This window comes from Pseudorhizobium tarimense (assembly GCF_022968135.1).
GTDB lineage: Bacteria > Pseudomonadota > Alphaproteobacteria > Rhizobiales > Rhizobiaceae > Neorhizobium > Neorhizobium tarimense.
Genome location: NZ_JALJRA010000015.1, coordinates 87,662 through 103,138 on the forward strand (window position 1 = coordinate 87,662; position 15,477 = coordinate 103,138).

The window sequence follows — 15,477 nt, forward strand, 5'->3', positions numbered from 1 at the left end:
GTCCAGGACCGGATCATGCAGCTCGAACGCAAGTTTAGTCGAAGGTCGGATGCCAATCCTCCAACGCAGCCGTGCCGGTCGATCCCGCCGTCCGAACCAGCGACTTACCCGGCATTATTGCGTCACTGCCGCCAGAAGAGCGGGGTGAGCAGCACCAGTACGGTCAGGATCTCCAGGCGGCCGGCGAGCATCATCACCGACAGCAGGTAAAGTGCGGGATCGCTGATCGTCGAGAAGTTGCCGGCCGGTCCGACGATTGTGCCGATGCCGGGGCCGACATTGGAGAGGGCCGTGATTACGGAGGAGGCGGCGGTAAGGAAATCGTAGCCGAGCAGCGTCATGGCGAGGCTGCCAACCGCCCAGAGGAAGATGTAGAGCGCCACGAACAGGAAGATGCCGCGCTGTGCTTCCGGTTCGATCACCGATTTGCCGTAGCGGACGGAATAGACGGCATTGGGATAGATGAGGCGCTTGAGGCCCGTGCCGACGATGTTGAACAGGACGACGAAGCGGTAGGCCTTGATGCCGCCGGCGGTCGAGCCGGTGCAGCCGCCCATGAAGGTGGCGAAGAAAGCGAGTGCTACCGCAAACGGGCCCCAGGTCGTGTAGTCGGTGCTGGCATAGCCGGTGGTCGACAGGATCGACGACATGTTATGAAACGAATGCGCCAGTGCCGTGCCAAGTCCCACGTCATTCTGCAGATGGTGATAAACGGCGAGCACCACCGCAAAGACAAAGAGATAGCCTACGAACACGACGATCTGGGGGTCGCGCAGCGAATCCAGCCGGCGCCGCACCACGAAGATGATCAGCAGCGAAAATGGCAGGCTGCAGACCGTCATGAAGAGTGTTGAGATCCACAGAAGCGGGATGCTGTCGAAATAGCCGAAGGACGCGTCGTGGGTGGAGAAGCCGCCGGTCGCGACCGTGGTGAAGGCGTGGTTGAGCGCATCGAAGCGGGTCATGCCGCCCCAGGCATAGCAGATCGCGCAGAGCAGTGTGATGCCGACATAGATGCCGATGAAGGCGCGGGTAAAGCTTGCCAGGCGCGCAAAGGGCTTGTCGCTGGTGTCGGAGGATTCCAGCTTGAAGAACGACATGCCGCCGACGCGCAGGAACGGTAGGACGAAAAGCCCCAACGCGACGATGCCGATACCGCCGAGCCATTGCAGCAGCGACCGCCACAGGAGAATGCCGGGCGGCAGGTCGTCGAGGCCAACGAGGACCGTGGAGCCGGTGGTTGTGATCGCGGAGATCGATTCGAAAATCGACTGCGCAAAGGTCAGCTCGTGATCTGCAAGATAAAGCGGGATCGCGCCGACCAGCGAGAAGATCATCCACAGCAGATTGACAAGCAGGAAGCCCAATCGCTTGGTGAAGACGGGCGGTGAGCCGCGCGTGGCAAGCGCCGTCATCAGCGAAATGCCGCCCACCATGAAGGCGGACAGCGCAAACACCTGCCAGTCGTCGTGCCCGTAATACAGGTCGATCATTGCTGGCAGAAACATAGCTGTCGCCAGATATAGCCCGCAGAGCGCCGCGATATAGATGGCCGGCCGAAGGAGACTGGCGTTCAAAATGATGTCCCGGTTTCTCGTGTGGGCCGAAAGACGGTTTCCCCCTTGCGGTCGGCTATGGCATAGCGGGATGGCATGGGAAATTCAATGGACGGAGCAGACGTGGACAAGACGGCGGTGGATGAAGCCAGTGCGGCGCTGCGGGAGATATTCCCCGAAACGCCGCTGCAGTTGAACGAGCACCTGAGCCGCCGCTTCGGTGCGCAGATCTGGCTGAAGCGCGAGGATCTCTCGCCGGTGCGCTCCTACAAGATCCGCGGCGCCTTCAATTTCTTCCGCAAGGCGATGGCGGCGGGCGGTCGCGACCGAACCTTCGTTTGCGCTTCGGCAGGCAACCACGCCCAGGGCTTCGCCTTCGTCTGCCGGCATTTTCAGGTCCCGGGCGTGGTCTTCATGCCGGTGACGACGCCGCAACAGAAGATCGACAAGACGCGCATGTTCGGCGGCGAATTCATCACTATCCGGCTGATCGGCGATATCTTCGACCAGTGCTACGCCGCGGCCAACGCGTATGTCGAAGAAACGGGAGGCATGATGGTGCCGCCGTTCGATCACCCGGATATCGTCGAAGGACAGGCCACCGTTGCGGCCGAAATTCTTCAGCGACTGCCTGAAGGCGTTCGGCCGGACCTGATGGTGCTGCCGGTGGGGGGCGGTGGTCTGGCTTCGGGAATCACCGGCTACCTGAAAGGTGACCTGCCGGCGGAAGCTTTCGTGATGGTCGAGCCGGAAGGCGCGCCCAGCCTGCGCCGCAGCCTGGAGGCGGGTGCTGCCATCCGGCTGCCGAAGGTGGACAATTTCGTCGACGGGGCGGCCGTCGCGCGGATCGGCGACCTGAACTTCGAGGGGTTGCGCAGGTTTGCGCCCGAACAGGTGCTGCTGGCGCCGGAAAACGCGATCTGCGTGACGATCAGCGAAATGCTCAACCTCGAAGGCCTGGTGCTGGAGCCTGCTGGCGCGCTGTCGATCACGGCGCTCGACATGCTGGGGCCGGAGCGGCTGCAAGGCAAGACGGTGGTGGCCGTCGTTTCCGGTGGCAATTTCGACTTCGAGCGCCTCCCGGACGTCAAGGAACGGGCGATGCGTCACTCGGGACTGAAGAAGTACTTCATCCTGCGGCTGGCGCAGCGCCCTGGCGCGTTGCGCGACTTCCTTAATCTTCTCGGGCCTGAGGATGACATTTCGCGTTTCGAGTACCTGAAGAAATCCGCCCGCAACTTCGGCTCAATTCTGATCGGCATCGAGACCAAGAACCCGGTCAATTTCAAGGGGCTGCTTGAGCGCTTCGAGGCAGCAGATCTCGGCTACCAGGACATCACCGAGAACGAGATCCTGGCCAATCTGATCATCTGAGGGCGCTTGAGATTGCCCCTCGTGGCGCGCCGACAGGTCGACGTCCAGACTTTTTCCAATCCCGCGAATATGATAGGCAGGCACATGGCTTCTTTTCTTTCAGGTATCCTCTCGATCTTCTCCGGCGGTTCGAAGTCCGAGGCGCCGGCATCGCCTGCGGCGGAGCCGCAACCCTGTGGTGACTGCCTTATCTTTGCGGAGCCGATCCGCGAGGGCAATCAGCTGCGGCTTGCCGGGCGGATCGAGAAGGATGTGAACGGGGAGCGGCTGGTGCGCCATTTCATCCGCGCCGATGTCTTCACCTCAATGGATGAAGCACTCGACTGTACTTTTCGAAAAGCGCGTCAGATCATCGACCAGAACGGGCCGTCGCTTTTCGCCGATGGAGAGAAATCCCGCTCAACTTGAAGCGGCGACGCATCAGGCGTAACGGACGCCCTTGAAATCTCAGAGGAGAACCAAACCAAAAATTAAAGCATTAGCGATAGATAGACTTGCGAGTTTGAATGTAGGTTTCATTATCGGTACTGCTTGATGGCGACAGCTAGACGGTTTTTGATCCGATCTTTCTCTGGGTCGCTTATCGCCTCGCTGTTGATGCCCCCTATGGCCTCCGCAAGCGAAGGCGACTTGCACCCAATACAGCTCGACATCACCTGGATGCTCTTTGCGGCAGGCCTGGTGATGCTGATGCAGGTCGGGTTTCTACTGCTCGAAGCGGGCATGGTCCGCTCCAAGAATTCCATCAATGTCGCGCAGAAGAACCTGCTGGACTTCGTTTTCGGCGTTATCGCCTTCGCAGCGATCGGCTTCATGATTGCCTTCGGAAGCGCAAATGGCGGTTTTGGCTGGGACAGCCGTTTCTACTTTCTACGAGATCTCACCGCCCACCAAGCTGCCTTTTTCGTCTTTCAAGTCATGTTTTGTGGAACAGCCGCAACCATCGTTTCCGGTGCGGTTGCCGAAAGGATGAAGCTGCCCGCTTATGTCTTCGGATCGCTGGTTCTGTCCGGCTTCATCTATCCCGTTTTTGCGCACTGGACCTGGGGAGGAGCATTGTTTCCAAATCCTTCGGCTTTCCTCGCGGAGATGGGCTTCGTGGATTTCGCCGGCTCCACCGTCGTTCATGCAACAGGCGGCTGGATTGCGCTTGCGGCCTGCATCGTTGTAGGTCCACGCGTCGGACGCTTTCGTGAGGATGGTACAGCTGTCCGAATTGCCGGACACAACCCCGTGCTCTCCACCACCGGCGCCCTCTTGCTCTTCGTCGGCTGGATCGGCTTCAATGGGGGATCAACGCTGGCCGCGAGCGACGCAGTGCCGGCAATCATCCTGAACACGGTGCTCGCCGGCGGCATGGGCGCCTGTGTGGGTTATGTGATCGGCTTTTACCAGGATGGCGTCATCCTGCCGGAGAAGTCGAGTGCCGGCCTTCTCGGCGGGTTGGTGGCGGTGACGGCGAGCTGTCATCTGCTCGATCCTGCAAGCGCCATGATGGTTGGCGCCCTCGGGGGCGCCGTTGCCATCTTCGGCAATGCTTTCCTGGAGCAGAAGCTGCGCATCGACGATGCGGTCGGCGCGATCGGCGTGCACGCCTTTGCAGGCGCCGCGGGAACGCTTGCGGTGGCGCTCTTCGCTCCGGTGGCGGATCTTCCCGCAGGCGGCCGTCTCGCCCAGCTGCATATCCAGCTGGTTGGCATCGGCATCAACTTCTACTGGGCGTTCGGCCTCGGATACGCCTTCTTCTGGCTCATCGACCGCACCATTGCGATCCGCGTTTCGGGGCGGGAGGAGGAGGACGGCCTCAACGTGGCGGAGCATGCGACGCGGCTGGGGGTGGGGCATGTGGAGGACGCACTGGCCGAACTCGTCAACGGCACGGCCGATCTCGGCAAGCGGCTGCCGGTGGTCGCCGGCGACGAGGCGGAGCGGCTGTCGGGGCTCTTCAACCGGCTGATCGAGACAATGGAGGCCGAGGAGCGCAGCCGCCAGGAAGTGCTGCATCTGCGCCGCGACGACGAGGAGGCAGAGCGAGTGGCAGCGCTCGCGAATGCAACCTTCGAGGCGATTCTCATTCATCGTCACGGCATTCTGGTCGATGGCAACCAGCAGCTCGCCCAGCTTGTCGGTGCCCCGCTCAATGAACTGATCGGCCGCCCGGTTTTCGAGTTCTTGAAGGATGGCCCACTCTCCAAGATCCGCGACATGACTCAGATGAACGACAACGTCAGCCACGAGATCGTCTTGAGGATGGCGAACGGGGAGGAGATCCCGGTGGAAGCCCGGGGCCGTGACATCGTCTATCGTGGTGAGAAAGCCCGCATCGGCTGCATCGTCGATCTTCGCGAGCGCAAGATGGCGGAACAGCGTATCCGTCATCTTGCGCTGCACGATCCACACACGGGACTACCGAACCGGGCCCTGTTTGCCGAGCAGATTTCGCAGATGGCCGAACTAGCGATGCAGGGGGAGCCATTCGCCCTCCTGCTCGTCGATATTGACCGGTTCAAGGAGATCAACGACGTCTATGGTCACCAGGGAGGCGATGCCGTCATTGCGGAAGTCGCCCGACGCTTGGCAAAGGCTGCGGAAGCCGAAGATCTCGTCGCAAGGCTGGGCGGGGACGAGTTTGCACTCGTGCTGCGCGGTGTGCGGACGGAAGAGGAGCTGCGGGTTTTCGCGACCTCGATCCTCGGGCTCATGCGCCAGCTGATGCCTCTCGGCAGCCACGATCGCGTCACGGCAAGCGTCAGCCTCGGCGGTGCCCTCTGCCCCGACCACGCACCGGAACCGGAGATGCTGATCGGCTGCGCGGACATTGCGCTCCAGCATGCCAAAGAGTCCGGCCGCAACACGTACGTCGTCTTTCAGGCCGGGATGAACGAGTTGATCGAAAAGCGGCGTGCCCTTGAGCTCGACCTGGCGGCGGGACTGGAGCGGGGAGAGTTCCAGCTTTATCTCCAGCCGCGTGTTGAGCCGGCGACGGCAGCGATCACGAGCTACGAAGCGCTCGTGCGCTGGAACCACCCGAAGAAGGGGATGGTAAGTCCAGGCGATTTCATTCCCGTTGCGGAGGCGTCGGGGCAGATCATCCGTTTGGGAGAATGGGTGCTGGCGGAGGCCTGCCGTCTGCTCGACAGCGTCCCTGGCTGCAGCATCAGCGTCAATGTCAGCCCGCTACAGTTCCGCCACGCGGACTTCCTGCCGAACCTGCATGATGTGCTGGTCCGTACCGGCGCAAATCCAGCGCGGCTGGAGCTGGAGATCACCGAAAGCGTTCTGATCGAGAACGATCAGCGGGCTGTCTCCATCCTCGACGAGATCAAGCACATGGGCTTCGGGATCGCGCTGGATGACTTCGGCACGGGTTATTCTTCCCTCAGCTATCTTAGCCGCTACCCGTTCGACACGATCAAGATCGACAGAAGCTTCGTCAGCAACCTTGCGACCACCGACAACGCACCGGTCATCGTGCGCAGCATCATCGAGCTCGGCGCCGGGCTTGGGATGAAAATCGTCGCAGAAGGGGTCGAGACGATCGAGGAGGCGCTGTTCCTGGCTCAGGCGGGATGTGACGAGTTGCAAGGATACCTGCTGGGGCGGCCGAAACCGCTCACCGAACTTCAGCGCGGGGTGGACAATGCCATCGCGGTTCAGCTTGTGCACATGCACCGCTCACCGCGTCCGATAAGAATAGCCGATGGGGCAGCGAGCTCGCCGCGGCGACGCGCCTGAAGACTGGCCAAAGAAAAAGCCGCGGGAATGACCCGCGGCTCTTCTGCGACCGGTAACCCTTTCGGTCAGGCGGCTTTTGCCAGCTCCGAGATGCGGGCATCCGCCTGTGCCAGTGCCTTGTCGAAGGCTTCCGGACCGAAGGCCGTGCCTTCCACATAGACGACTTCGACATCCGTCATGCCCATGAAGGCGAGGACCGTCTTCAGGTAAGGAATGGCGTGGTTCATGCCCATGGCCGGACCTTCCGAATAGATCCCGGCGGCGGAGAGGACGATATAGACCTTCTTGCCGGTCGCCAGACCTTCGGGGCCTTCGGCGGTGTAGCGGAATGTCATGCCGGCGCGGGCGACATTGTCGATCCACGACTTCAGCGTTGAGTAAATGTTGAAGTTGATCAGTCCGGTGGCGAGCACCACCGTGTCGGCGGCGAGAAGCTCACCCACCAGCTCGTCCGACTCGGCTGCCGCCGCAGCTTCCTCGGCATTGCGATCAGCGGCGGCCTTGCGGATCGCCGACGTCGTCACGGTGTCGAGATGAGCGATCGGCTTGTTGCCGAGGTCGCGATGCACGACCGCAGCATCAGGCCTACGGCTCTTCAGCTTTTCGACGAAGGAGGTGGCGACCTTGGTCGAGAGGGAATCTTCGCGTGGACTGGAGGTAACGAGAAGAATGGACATGGCAGTTTTCCTGGCTTGTTCGGTGGTCGACTTGGGAGGTCGTCAGGCGAGTCGGCTCGCTTGAGCCAAGAGATAGAACTCGACATCCATCAATTTAAGACTGATAATATCGACAGGATCTATCGACATTATGGATACTCTGATGGACGCAAACCCGACGCTCGACCAGTTGCAGGTCTTCCTCGCCGTCGCCGAGTCCGGCAGTTTTTCGGCAGCGGCCCGTTCGCTCAAGCGGGCGCAGTCGGTAATCAGCTACACCATCGCTAATCTCGAAGCCCAGCTGGAGGTTCCGCTCTTCGAGCGTACCGGCGTGCGACAGCCGAAGCTGACGGAGGCGGGAAGGGCCATGCTTCCCGATGCGCGGCGGATCGTGGCCGACCTGCAGGTCATGCGCTCGCGGGCGAAGAGCATGAAACAGGGGCTGGAGCCTGAGCTGTCGCTGGCAATCAGCGTCATGGTGCCGGCGGATGTCGTGGTTGAGGAACTGCGGGAGTTCGGGAAGCGGTTTTCGACGGTTGCCCTGAACCTCAACGTCGGCGAACTCGGCATGGTGATGGACATGGTCGCCAGTGGCCGCGCAGGCATCGGTCTTGGCGGCGCGCTACTTAAGCCGGACGACACGATCCACGCCGAAAAGATCGGCCATTCGTTCATGGTTCCGGTCGCCGCGGCAGATCATCCGCTTGCACGGATTGATCGGCCGCTGACGCTGCCGGATGTGCGCGAGGAGACGCAGCTCGTCGTGACGGATGCCTCTGGGCTGACCAACGGGCGGGACTTCAACGTGCTGTCATACAAGACATGGCGGGTAAGCGACATTGCAACCAAGCACCAGCTGATCCGTGGCGGACTTGGCTGGGGCGGGCTTCCGGCCGCCCTTGTGCGCGAGGACCTGCAGAGTGGGCGCCTCGTTGCGTTGAAGCTCGACGCGTACGAGCAGGGCGAGTACCCGATCTACGCCCTGCGCAAGATGTCCAACCCCGCAGGTCCCGCGGGCACCTGGCTGATCGAGGCTTTCAGAAAACGGTTGTCCAACTGCCCGAAGGTGGACCAGTTCGCCAGCATTCTGGATAACCGCAGGCCATGGGTGGCGGCGGCAGAGTGAGGCGCCTCGATTGACGGCCTCCGCCGCTGGCGCTAGAAAGCGTCACGGTCAGCAGTTCACCGAGGCGTCGCCGTCCCGCAAGGGAAGCTAAACCTGCGATTTTACGATCATCCGCCCTTATCCCGTGCCACTTCGACAAGACGGCGACCAGCGATACTCCAGACGGACCGGCACGTCGAGGATAAGAGATGACTAGAACCATCTATCCGATGGCCGTGGCCGACGTTTCAGCCTTTGCCAAATCGCTGCGTGAACAGATGGGCCGGCTCGACCACGCGCCGACCCATGTCGAGATGCTGAACCTTCTCAGCCGCGCCGCAGGCTTCCGCAACTACCAGCACTTTCGCTCGTCCGCCGACGCGGCTGAAATCTCTGTTACGCGGCGTGAGGTGAAGCTGGAGCAACAGGCTGACGCTGCACGGGTGTCAAAGACGCTGCGTGTTTTTGACACCGACGGACAGATCATTCGGTGGCCGGGCAAGCGATCGCAGCAGGAGCTCTGCCTGTGGTTCCTGTGGACGAAGATCCCGCCGCGGCTGAGGTTTACCGAGCGCGAGATCAGCGAGCGCCTGAACGCACTGCACCTGTTCGGGGATGCTGCGCTTTTGCGCCGCGACCTCGTCGATGTCGGTCTCATGCGCCGCAACAGGGATGGCAGCGACTACCAGAGGGTCGAGAAGGCGCCGCCGCCGGAGTTGAAGCTGCTGACCGAGGCGCTGACGTCGCCAAAGCAAAAGGCCGCCTGATGGCGGCCTTCGGCATGTTCTTGACGGTCGGCGACTAGAGCACCAGCCGGTACTTGGCGAAACCCTCTGCGCCGTCGCCGGCGTCTTCTATCTTGGCGCCTTTGACCTCGGAGGCGAACTGGCGACCCTTCGGACCAGTCTCGAAGATCGCTGTGGTGTCGTCCATCGGCTTGAACGACCAGTTGGCGTCCGCCGACGGGTTGATCGTGCCCTGATCGACGATGTAGCGGACTACCACGTCGCGGTTGGTGTCAGGCGCCACGAAGATCACCTTGTCGCTGGCGATCTCCGGGAACTTTCCGCCACCGCCGGCGCGATAGTTGTTGGTGACGACGACAAACTTCTGCGTCGCGTCGATCGGCTTGCCCTGGAACTGCAGGTCGACGATGCGGTTGGCGTCGGCATTGACGAGCTGTCCGTCCTTGTCGAAGCGCGCGGGTTGCGACAGGTCGATCTGGTAAGTGACGCCATCGATGACGTCGAAGTTGTAGGACGGGAAGCCGGCATTGATCAGCGGCGCATCCTTGGCACCGGGTTCGACCTGATTGAACATGCCGGCTGACATTTCCAGCCAGTTCTTCACCTGCTCGCCGGTGATCAGCACGGCCTGCACGGTGTTCGGATAGAGGTAGAGATCGGCGACGTTCTTGATCGCGATGTCACCCGCAGGAACATCGGTGTAGTAGTCCGGACCGCCGCGTCCGCCGGCCTTGAAAGGAGCTGCGGCCGAAAGGACCGGGTAGCCCTTGTACTCGCCGTCCTTCAGCATGTTCTTGATGTACCAGGTCTGCGCGTTGGAGACGATCTGCACCGACGGGTCGTCAGCGACGAGAGCGAAATAGGAATAGAGCGGTGCCGAGCTCTTGCCGACCGGGCGGCGGACATAGGCGAGTGTCGCCTCGTGGTCTTCCTTTGCAGCGGCCAGCACTTCCGGCTTGTCCTCAACGTCCGCAACCACTTTGCGGTCTGCGTCACGATGATAGATCGGCCGCGCCTCCGTGGTGAAGTCGACGATCTTCCAGCTGTTGCCATCCTTTTCGAGCAGCAGGTCGATGAGGCCCATGTGCGATCCCCAGAAGCCGGCCATGACGGCGGGCTTGCCCATCAGCGTTCCCTTCACCGCATCCGCGCCGGCAATGCCTTCGAAATCCTTGGGGCCGGGGAAGACAAGGTGCTGGTGGCCGGTGAAGACGGCGTCGATGCCGTCAACGCCGGCGAGATAGAGCGAAGCGTTCTCCATTCGCTCGGTCATGCCTGATCCATCGATGCCGGAATGCGACAGTGCTACGATGATGTCGGCACCTTCTTCCTTCATCGCTGGCACCCAAGCTTTGGCGGCGTCAACGATGTCGCGGGTCTGCGCCTTGCTCTCAAGATGCTTGGCGTCCCACAGCATGATCTGCGGCGGCACGAAGCCGATAAAACCGACCTTGACAGGGCTCTTGGCACCGGAGCCGTCGCGGATCTGCTTTTCGAGGATCACGTAAGGCTTGAAGAAGAGCTCGTCCTGCTTCGGGTCGGAGGCGAGTTGACCCTTGGTGAGGTTGGCGCAGACGTAAGGGAAGCCGGCGCCCGAAAGCACCTTGAACATGAAGTCGAGGCCGTAGTTAAACTCGTGGTTGCCGAGCGTTCCGGCATCGTAGCCCAGCACGTTCATCGCCTTGACGACCGGATGCTGGTCGCCTTCCTTCATGCCGCGTTCATAGGCGATGTAGTCGCCCATCGGGTTGCCCTGCAGGAAGTCGCCGTTGTCGATCAGCATGGAGTTGCCGGCTTCCGCGCGGATCGAGTCGACGATCGAGGCGGTGCGCGCAAGGCCCATCGTGTCGTTCGGCTTGTCGCCGTAATAGTCGTAAGGGAAGACGTGGACGTGAATATCGGTGGTTTCCATGATCCGCAGATGCGCCTGGTTCGCCTGCGCGCGTGCCGCAAAAGGATGCAGCATCACGAGCGCCGACGTGGCGGCAACACCACCCATCAGCGAGCGGCGAGTGATCGGATGGAGGAGGTGGGACGACATGGAGAACACCGTATGGTCGATTTGCCGAGATTAGGCGCAATCGCACGGAAGTACATCGGGAAAATGACCGCTGAACAAGAAGCTGTCCGCTGGCCTCTATCGCGTCAGAACCGGCTTCACGTCCCTGTGGAAGAAGCGGAAATAGGCGGCGACTTGTGCGGCGGCGTTGCTGTTGGGCCGGAGCCCAATGCCGAGGCGCCCGCCGTGAGACCATTTGACGGTACCGTCCAGCACGCCGAGATCCTCGCTTTCGATTTTCACCGGGCTACCGACTGCGGCTCTAAAGGGTCCGACGAGATCAAGGGCTAAGCCGGTGGTCGACAAGTCGACGATCCGTCCTTCGACCGCCTGTCCGTAATAGCTGACCTTGCCCGCAACCCGCGTCTTTCTGCGCGGCGCCGCGCGAACCTTCATGTTGAGGTTGCTCGATGGCATTGACCTTCCTCGCAATGGTCTCACGAATTGGAGGATATCGTAGTTCCGTTGAGGGGCCGTTGCAGGCTTCACTAAAATTCAACGCTTTTCTCGCTCTGGGACGCAAAGCGTTTCAGAGGCCGACATTCGGCCGGTCGATGATTTCGCGCAGAGCAAAGCTTGAATTGATCTTGACCACGTGAGGCAGGGCCGAGAGCCAGTCCCGGTGTATGCGCTCGTAGTCCTCAAGATCCTTCGCCGCCACCCGCAGGATGTAATCGTATTCGCCCGACATCAGGTAGCAGACGAGCACGTTCGGGCAGCGCTTTACCGCCGCCTCGAACTCAGTGAGTGTCTTGGCGAACTGGCCGGACAGCGAAATGTGGACGATGACCATCATCTTGTAGTCGAGCGCCTTGTTCGACAGGCGCGCGTGATAACCGCTGATCGTGCCGTCGGCCTCCAGTGCCGCAAGCCGGCGCGAGCAGGCGGATTGCGACAGCCCGACCCGCTGGGCCAGCTCGGCGTTGGAGATGCGCCCCTCCTGCTGGAGGACGCGCAGCATCGCCAGATCGATCCCGTCCGGCTGGTTCATGTGCAAGGTCCTCCCGTTTTCTAGCTCTGCGGCGCAAGCATCGACGAAAACCTCTTGTCCGCCAACCCATCTTTGCAAGGACATTGCCGTTCCTCTCTGGTTTTCTGTCATCGGGAACAACAGGCGCAATGCCATCACATGAGAGGAACGCTTCAATGCGTGTCGGATGTCCGAAGGAAATCAAAAACCATGAATACCGTGTGGGGCTGACGCCGGCTGCGGTGCGCGAATATGTGGCACATGGCCACGAGGTGCTGATCGAGACGAAGGCCGGAGCCGGAATCGGTGCGGACGACGACACCTATCGCGCGGCAGGTGCGCGTGTGGTCGCGACAGCCAAGGAGATTTTCGAAAAGGCCGACATGCTGGTAAAGGTCAAGGAGCCTCAGCCCCAGGAATGGGTGCAGCTGCGCGAGGGCCAGATCCTTTATACCTATCTTCACCTGGCGCCCGATCCGGAACAGACAAAGGGCTTGCTGGGCTCCGGTGTCACGGCCGTTGCCTATGAGACGGTAACCGACGAGCGGGGCGGGCTTCCGCTGCTGGCGCCGATGTCGGAGGTGGCCGGACGCCTCGCCATCCAGGCAGGCGCGACGGCGCTGCAGAAAGCCAACGGCGGTCGCGGGATCCTGCTCGGGGGCGTTCCGGGTGTTCTGCCGGCAAAGGTGGCGGTGATCGGCGGCGGCGTCGTCGGCCTCCATGCCGCCAAGATGGCTGTCGGACTCGGCGCCGACGTGACCATCATCGACCGCTCGCTGCCGCGTCTGCGCCAGCTGGACGATCTCTTCAACGGCCGCGTCCATACCCGTTACTCGACCATCGATGCCGTGGAAGAAGAAGTCTTCGCCGCGGATCTCGTAATTGGCGCCGTTCTGATCCCTGGCGCGGCGGCACCAAAGCTTGTGACCCGCGAGATGCTGTCGGGCATGAAGCAGGGTGCCGTGATGGTGGACGTCGCCATTGACCAGGGCGGCTGCTTCGAGACTTCCCATGCGACCACACATTCCGAACCGACCTATGAAGTGGACGGCATCGTGCACTACTGCGTCGCCAACATGCCGGGCGCCGTCCCGGTGACCTCGGCCCAGGCGCTGAACAACGCGACGCTGCATTATGGTCTGGCGCTCGCCGATCGGGGTCTGCGTGCTATCGCCGAGGACAAGCACCTGCGCAACGGGCTGAACGTGCATAAGGGCCGACTGACGAACCACGCGGTTGCCGAGGCGCTTGGCCATGACGCCGTGGCGCCGGAGAGCGCGCTGAACGTCGCCTGAAGCCGTTAAATCGTTGACAGCGTGAGCCGGGCCGGCTGGCCCGGCTTCTTTTTATCACGCGAAGGAAAGATATGGTTTAGATATATCTTGAAGCGGCCAGGATTCGTGCTATCTTCGATATATCGTTTTAGATTCGAAGGAGACAAGAATGTCTGGACATGGATACGGTAATTGGTCCTCTTGCCGGGAAGGCAGAGGACGCGGCGGGTTTAACGAGCTCTTCGCAATGCGCGGTGGCTCATTCGGGCGCGGAGGCCGCGGCGGTTCTGGCGGTGGCCGGGGATTTGGCGATGAAGGCGACGGCCGCATCGGCCGTTTCTTGATGCAAGGCGATCTGAGGCTGCTGGTGCTCGCGCTGATCGAGAAGGAGCCGCGTCATGGCTACGAAATCATCAAGCACATCGAGGACATGACCTATGGCTTCTATGCGCCGAGCCCCGGCGTGGTCTACCCGACGCTGACCTATCTGGAGGAGGCGGGTTACGTCGTCTCGGAGCAGGACGGCAACAAGAAGCGCTATATCATCACAGACGAGGGCCGCAGCCACCTGGAGGAAAACCGCAGCTTTGCTACGGGTATCCTCAATCGTCTGGCGCAGATTGCCGACCGGATCAAGCAGAAGCAGGAGCGCCATGAGCGCGTCCGCGAGGCAGGCCCCCACCTTCCCCGCAGTGTCGACGCTGCCCTGTTGAACCTGCGCGAAACTATCGCCAGCAAGCTGGAGACTGACGAGACGAAGAGCGGCGAGATCGTCAAGCTGCTTCTGAAGGTTGCCGACGACCTTGACGCGGTCAGCCCCCGGAGCACAGCTTCCGAAGGCTGATCAACGATGTGCGAACGCTGATGCGCAATCCGGCGCACCAGTGTTTGTCAGCCCTGTTCCGACCGCTCGATGCGGCACTGGTAGCAATTGTTTCGCGCCGACCGCACATGCAGATAGCTGATGCTCGCTTGCGCCAGCAGTTCCTCGGCTCGCTCGACCAGTCTCTCGGTCGGCGTTACCGCGCCGCTGCCATAGACGATCCGATCATCGATGCCATAGCCGCGGACGATGTAGTCGGGGCTCGACAGGATCGGAGGTATCTCCGCCCGATCATTGTAGCGGCTGCAGGGCTTGGCATGCAGGAAGATCGGCCCGGTCTCGGCGTAAGGCTGCAATGCCGGGAAGGGGCGATAGGCCAGGACGAGCAGTTCCTCGCCCTTCTCGATGTGTCGAAGGCAGTGGCGGCAGGGCATTCCGCCGCCAGGCGAGATCATCCGCTCCGGGAGACGGTCATAGGCATCCGGCGAGCCGGACCACAGAGTCTTGGCGTGGTCAGTCGGAATGGCGCTGAAGATTGGCGTGTTCATCTGGCAGACTCCATCGTTGTGTCTGCCGAATGAATCACTCTGTCAGCAATGCACGCCACCCGAAACCTGCGTCAACCGTCGAGGGCGCGAAAAAGCTCCTGGTCAGTCATCGGCTGGACGATCGCCTCGCTGGTGGAGACCGGAGAGAAGCCCATCATCTGGTAAAGCTGGAGCGCACGGGGATGATCGAGCGTGTTCGTCGTGACCGTGACCTTTTCCGGCATGTCCTGCCAGGCGGCATAGAGCGCCTGGAGCAGGAACCACTTGCCGATGCCCAGACCGATCGCGTGCTCGAAGAGTCCGAAATAGGAGAGCTCGGTCAGCGTATCGCTTTCCTTCGACAGCTCGAAGAACCCTGCCGGAGCGCCGTTCACATAAAGTACGGTGACCGATACGCGCGGATGGTGGATGAACTGCGACAGCTGCGCATCGCTCAGCCTCAGGCGGTTGTACCAGTGCCAGCGCTTGCCGACCTGCCGGTAGAGGTAACGATAGAAGTGCAGGGGGATTTCCGGCGCGCGGATCACCGCCGTCTGCAGGTTCACAGGAACGGGCAGGGACACTTTCGGAGGCGCGGTCATCTCAAGCTGCGTGACATGCGCTCTCAGAGCTTGCGGCTTCTTCGGCATCG

The 15,477-nt window shown here is 61.6% G+C and carries 14 protein-coding genes; 7 read left to right on the forward strand and 7 right to left on the reverse strand.

Going from position 1 to position 15,477, the window contains the following annotated elements:
• Positions 1-122: 122 nt before the first annotated feature.
• Complete coding sequence (locus tag MUU54_RS18165) at positions 123-1,577, reverse strand: TrkH family potassium uptake protein (protein WP_247245428.1); 1,455 nt, start codon at positions 1,575-1,577, stop codon at positions 123-125.
• 87 nt (positions 1,578-1,664) lie between these two features.
• On the opposite strand from MUU54_RS18165, the gene ilvA reads away from it, so the two are divergent.
• The 3 genes from ilvA (at position 1,665) to amt (ending at position 6,665) form a co-directional block, all read left to right on the forward strand.
• Positions 1,665-2,930 carry a threonine ammonia-lyase gene (ilvA, locus tag MUU54_RS18170; RefSeq protein WP_247245429.1) on the forward strand — a complete coding sequence of 422 codons (1,266 nt, stop codon included), beginning with the start codon at positions 1,665-1,667 and terminating at the stop codon, positions 2,928-2,930.
• 84 nt (positions 2,931-3,014) lie between these two features.
• On the forward strand, positions 3,015-3,338 hold the full coding sequence (locus MUU54_RS18175) for an HlyU family transcriptional regulator (RefSeq protein WP_247245430.1): 324 nt from the start codon (positions 3,015-3,017) through the stop codon (positions 3,336-3,338).
• Positions 3,339-3,536: 198 nt separating this feature from the next.
• Entirely contained in the window at positions 3,537-6,665 is a 3,129-nt protein-coding gene (gene amt, locus MUU54_RS18180; protein WP_247245431.1) for an ammonium transporter, read from the forward strand.
• A gap of 65 nt (positions 6,666-6,730) precedes the next feature.
• Here the strand turns inward: amt and MUU54_RS18185 are convergent, their stop codons facing one another.
• Positions 6,731-7,342 carry an FMN-dependent NADH-azoreductase gene (locus MUU54_RS18185; RefSeq protein WP_247245432.1) on the reverse strand — a complete coding sequence of 204 codons (612 nt, stop codon included), beginning with the start codon at positions 7,340-7,342 and terminating at the stop codon, positions 6,731-6,733.
• A gap of 142 nt (positions 7,343-7,484) precedes the next feature.
• On the opposite strand from MUU54_RS18185, the gene MUU54_RS18190 reads away from it, so the two are divergent.
• Positions 7,485-8,447, forward strand: a complete 963-nt coding sequence (locus tag MUU54_RS18190; RefSeq protein WP_247245433.1) for a LysR family transcriptional regulator — start codon at positions 7,485-7,487, stop codon at positions 8,445-8,447.
• Positions 8,448-8,635: 188 nt separating this feature from the next.
• Positions 8,636-9,193 carry a DUF2087 domain-containing protein gene (locus tag MUU54_RS18195; protein WP_247245434.1) on the forward strand — a complete coding sequence of 186 codons (558 nt, stop codon included), beginning with the start codon at positions 8,636-8,638 and terminating at the stop codon, positions 9,191-9,193.
• A 34-nt stretch (positions 9,194-9,227) separates the two neighbouring features.
• On the opposite strand, the gene MUU54_RS18200 is transcribed toward MUU54_RS18195, so the two are convergent.
• The 3 genes from MUU54_RS18200 to MUU54_RS18210 all read right to left on the reverse strand — a co-directional run bounded on the left by MUU54_RS18200 (position 9,228) and on the right by MUU54_RS18210 (position 12,222).
• The gene (locus tag MUU54_RS18200) at positions 9,228-11,213 is read right to left on the reverse strand and encodes a bifunctional 2',3'-cyclic-nucleotide 2'-phosphodiesterase/3'-nucleotidase (RefSeq protein ID WP_247245435.1); all 1,986 of its coding nucleotides are present in this window, start codon (positions 11,211-11,213) and stop codon (positions 9,228-9,230) included.
• Positions 11,214-11,309: 96 nt separating this feature from the next.
• The gene (locus tag MUU54_RS18205; RefSeq protein WP_247245436.1) at positions 11,310-11,648 is read right to left on the reverse strand and encodes a PilZ domain-containing protein; all 339 of its coding nucleotides are present in this window, start codon (positions 11,646-11,648) and stop codon (positions 11,310-11,312) included.
• Positions 11,649-11,760: 112 nt separating this feature from the next.
• Entirely contained in the window at positions 11,761-12,222 is a 462-nt protein-coding gene (locus tag MUU54_RS18210; RefSeq protein ID WP_247245437.1) for an Lrp/AsnC family transcriptional regulator, read from the reverse strand.
• A gap of 155 nt (positions 12,223-12,377) precedes the next feature.
• Here MUU54_RS18210 and ald point away from each other — a divergent pair, with 155 nt between their 5' ends.
• Both ald and MUU54_RS18220 read left to right on the forward strand, forming a co-directional pair.
• On the forward strand, positions 12,378-13,496 hold the full coding sequence (gene ald / locus MUU54_RS18215; RefSeq protein ID WP_247245438.1) for an alanine dehydrogenase: 1,119 nt from the start codon (positions 12,378-12,380) through the stop codon (positions 13,494-13,496).
• 148 nt (positions 13,497-13,644) lie between these two features.
• Positions 13,645-14,319 (forward strand): PadR family transcriptional regulator, encoded by a 675-nt coding sequence (locus tag MUU54_RS18220; RefSeq protein WP_247245439.1) that lies wholly within the window; start codon positions 13,645-13,647, stop codon positions 14,317-14,319.
• Positions 14,320-14,366: 47 nt separating this feature from the next.
• Here the strand turns inward: MUU54_RS18220 and MUU54_RS18225 are convergent, their stop codons facing one another.
• Positions 14,367-14,846: a DUF1203 domain-containing protein gene (locus MUU54_RS18225; protein WP_247245440.1), complete on the reverse strand. Its 480-nt coding sequence runs from the start codon at positions 14,844-14,846 to the stop codon at positions 14,367-14,369.
• A 71-nt stretch (positions 14,847-14,917) separates the two neighbouring features.
• On the reverse strand, positions 14,918-15,475 hold the full coding sequence (locus tag MUU54_RS18230; RefSeq protein WP_312038845.1) for a GNAT family N-acetyltransferase: 558 nt from the start codon (positions 15,473-15,475) through the stop codon (positions 14,918-14,920).
• Positions 15,476-15,477 lie beyond the last annotated feature (2 nt).

Excerpts from the sequence above, each read along its gene's own strand:
- MUU54_RS18205 (WP_247245436.1), bottom strand. The coding sequence starts at position 11,648 with ATGCCATCGAGCAACCTCAACATGAAGGTTCGCGCGGCGCCGCGCAGA.
- ald (WP_247245438.1), top strand. The coding sequence starts at position 12,378 with ATGCGTGTCGGATGTCCGAAGGAAATCAAAAACCATGAATACCGTGTG.
- MUU54_RS18195 (WP_247245434.1), top strand. The coding sequence starts at position 8,636 with ATGACTAGAACCATCTATCCGATGGCCGTGGCCGACGTTTCAGCCTTT.
- ilvA (WP_247245429.1), top strand. The coding sequence starts at position 1,665 with ATGGACGGAGCAGACGTGGACAAGACGGCGGTGGATGAAGCCAGTGCG.
- MUU54_RS18190 (WP_247245433.1), top strand. The coding sequence starts at position 7,485 with ATGGACGCAAACCCGACGCTCGACCAGTTGCAGGTCTTCCTCGCCGTC.
- MUU54_RS18210 (WP_247245437.1), bottom strand. The coding sequence starts at position 12,222 with ATGAACCAGCCGGACGGGATCGATCTGGCGATGCTGCGCGTCCTCCAG.
- MUU54_RS18220 (WP_247245439.1), top strand. The coding sequence starts at position 13,645 with ATGTCTGGACATGGATACGGTAATTGGTCCTCTTGCCGGGAAGGCAGA.
- MUU54_RS18175 (WP_247245430.1), top strand. The coding sequence starts at position 3,015 with ATGGCTTCTTTTCTTTCAGGTATCCTCTCGATCTTCTCCGGCGGTTCG.
- MUU54_RS18200 (WP_247245435.1), bottom strand. The coding sequence starts at position 11,213 with ATGTCGTCCCACCTCCTCCATCCGATCACTCGCCGCTCGCTGATGGGT.
- MUU54_RS18185 (WP_247245432.1), bottom strand. The coding sequence starts at position 7,342 with ATGTCCATTCTTCTCGTTACCTCCAGTCCACGCGAAGATTCCCTCTCG.
- MUU54_RS18225 (WP_247245440.1), bottom strand. The coding sequence starts at position 14,846 with ATGAACACGCCAATCTTCAGCGCCATTCCGACTGACCACGCCAAGACT.
- amt (WP_247245431.1), top strand. The coding sequence starts at position 3,537 with ATGGCCTCCGCAAGCGAAGGCGACTTGCACCCAATACAGCTCGACATC.
- MUU54_RS18230 (WP_312038845.1), bottom strand. The coding sequence starts at position 15,475 with ATGCCGAAGAAGCCGCAAGCTCTGAGAGCGCATGTCACGCAGCTTGAG.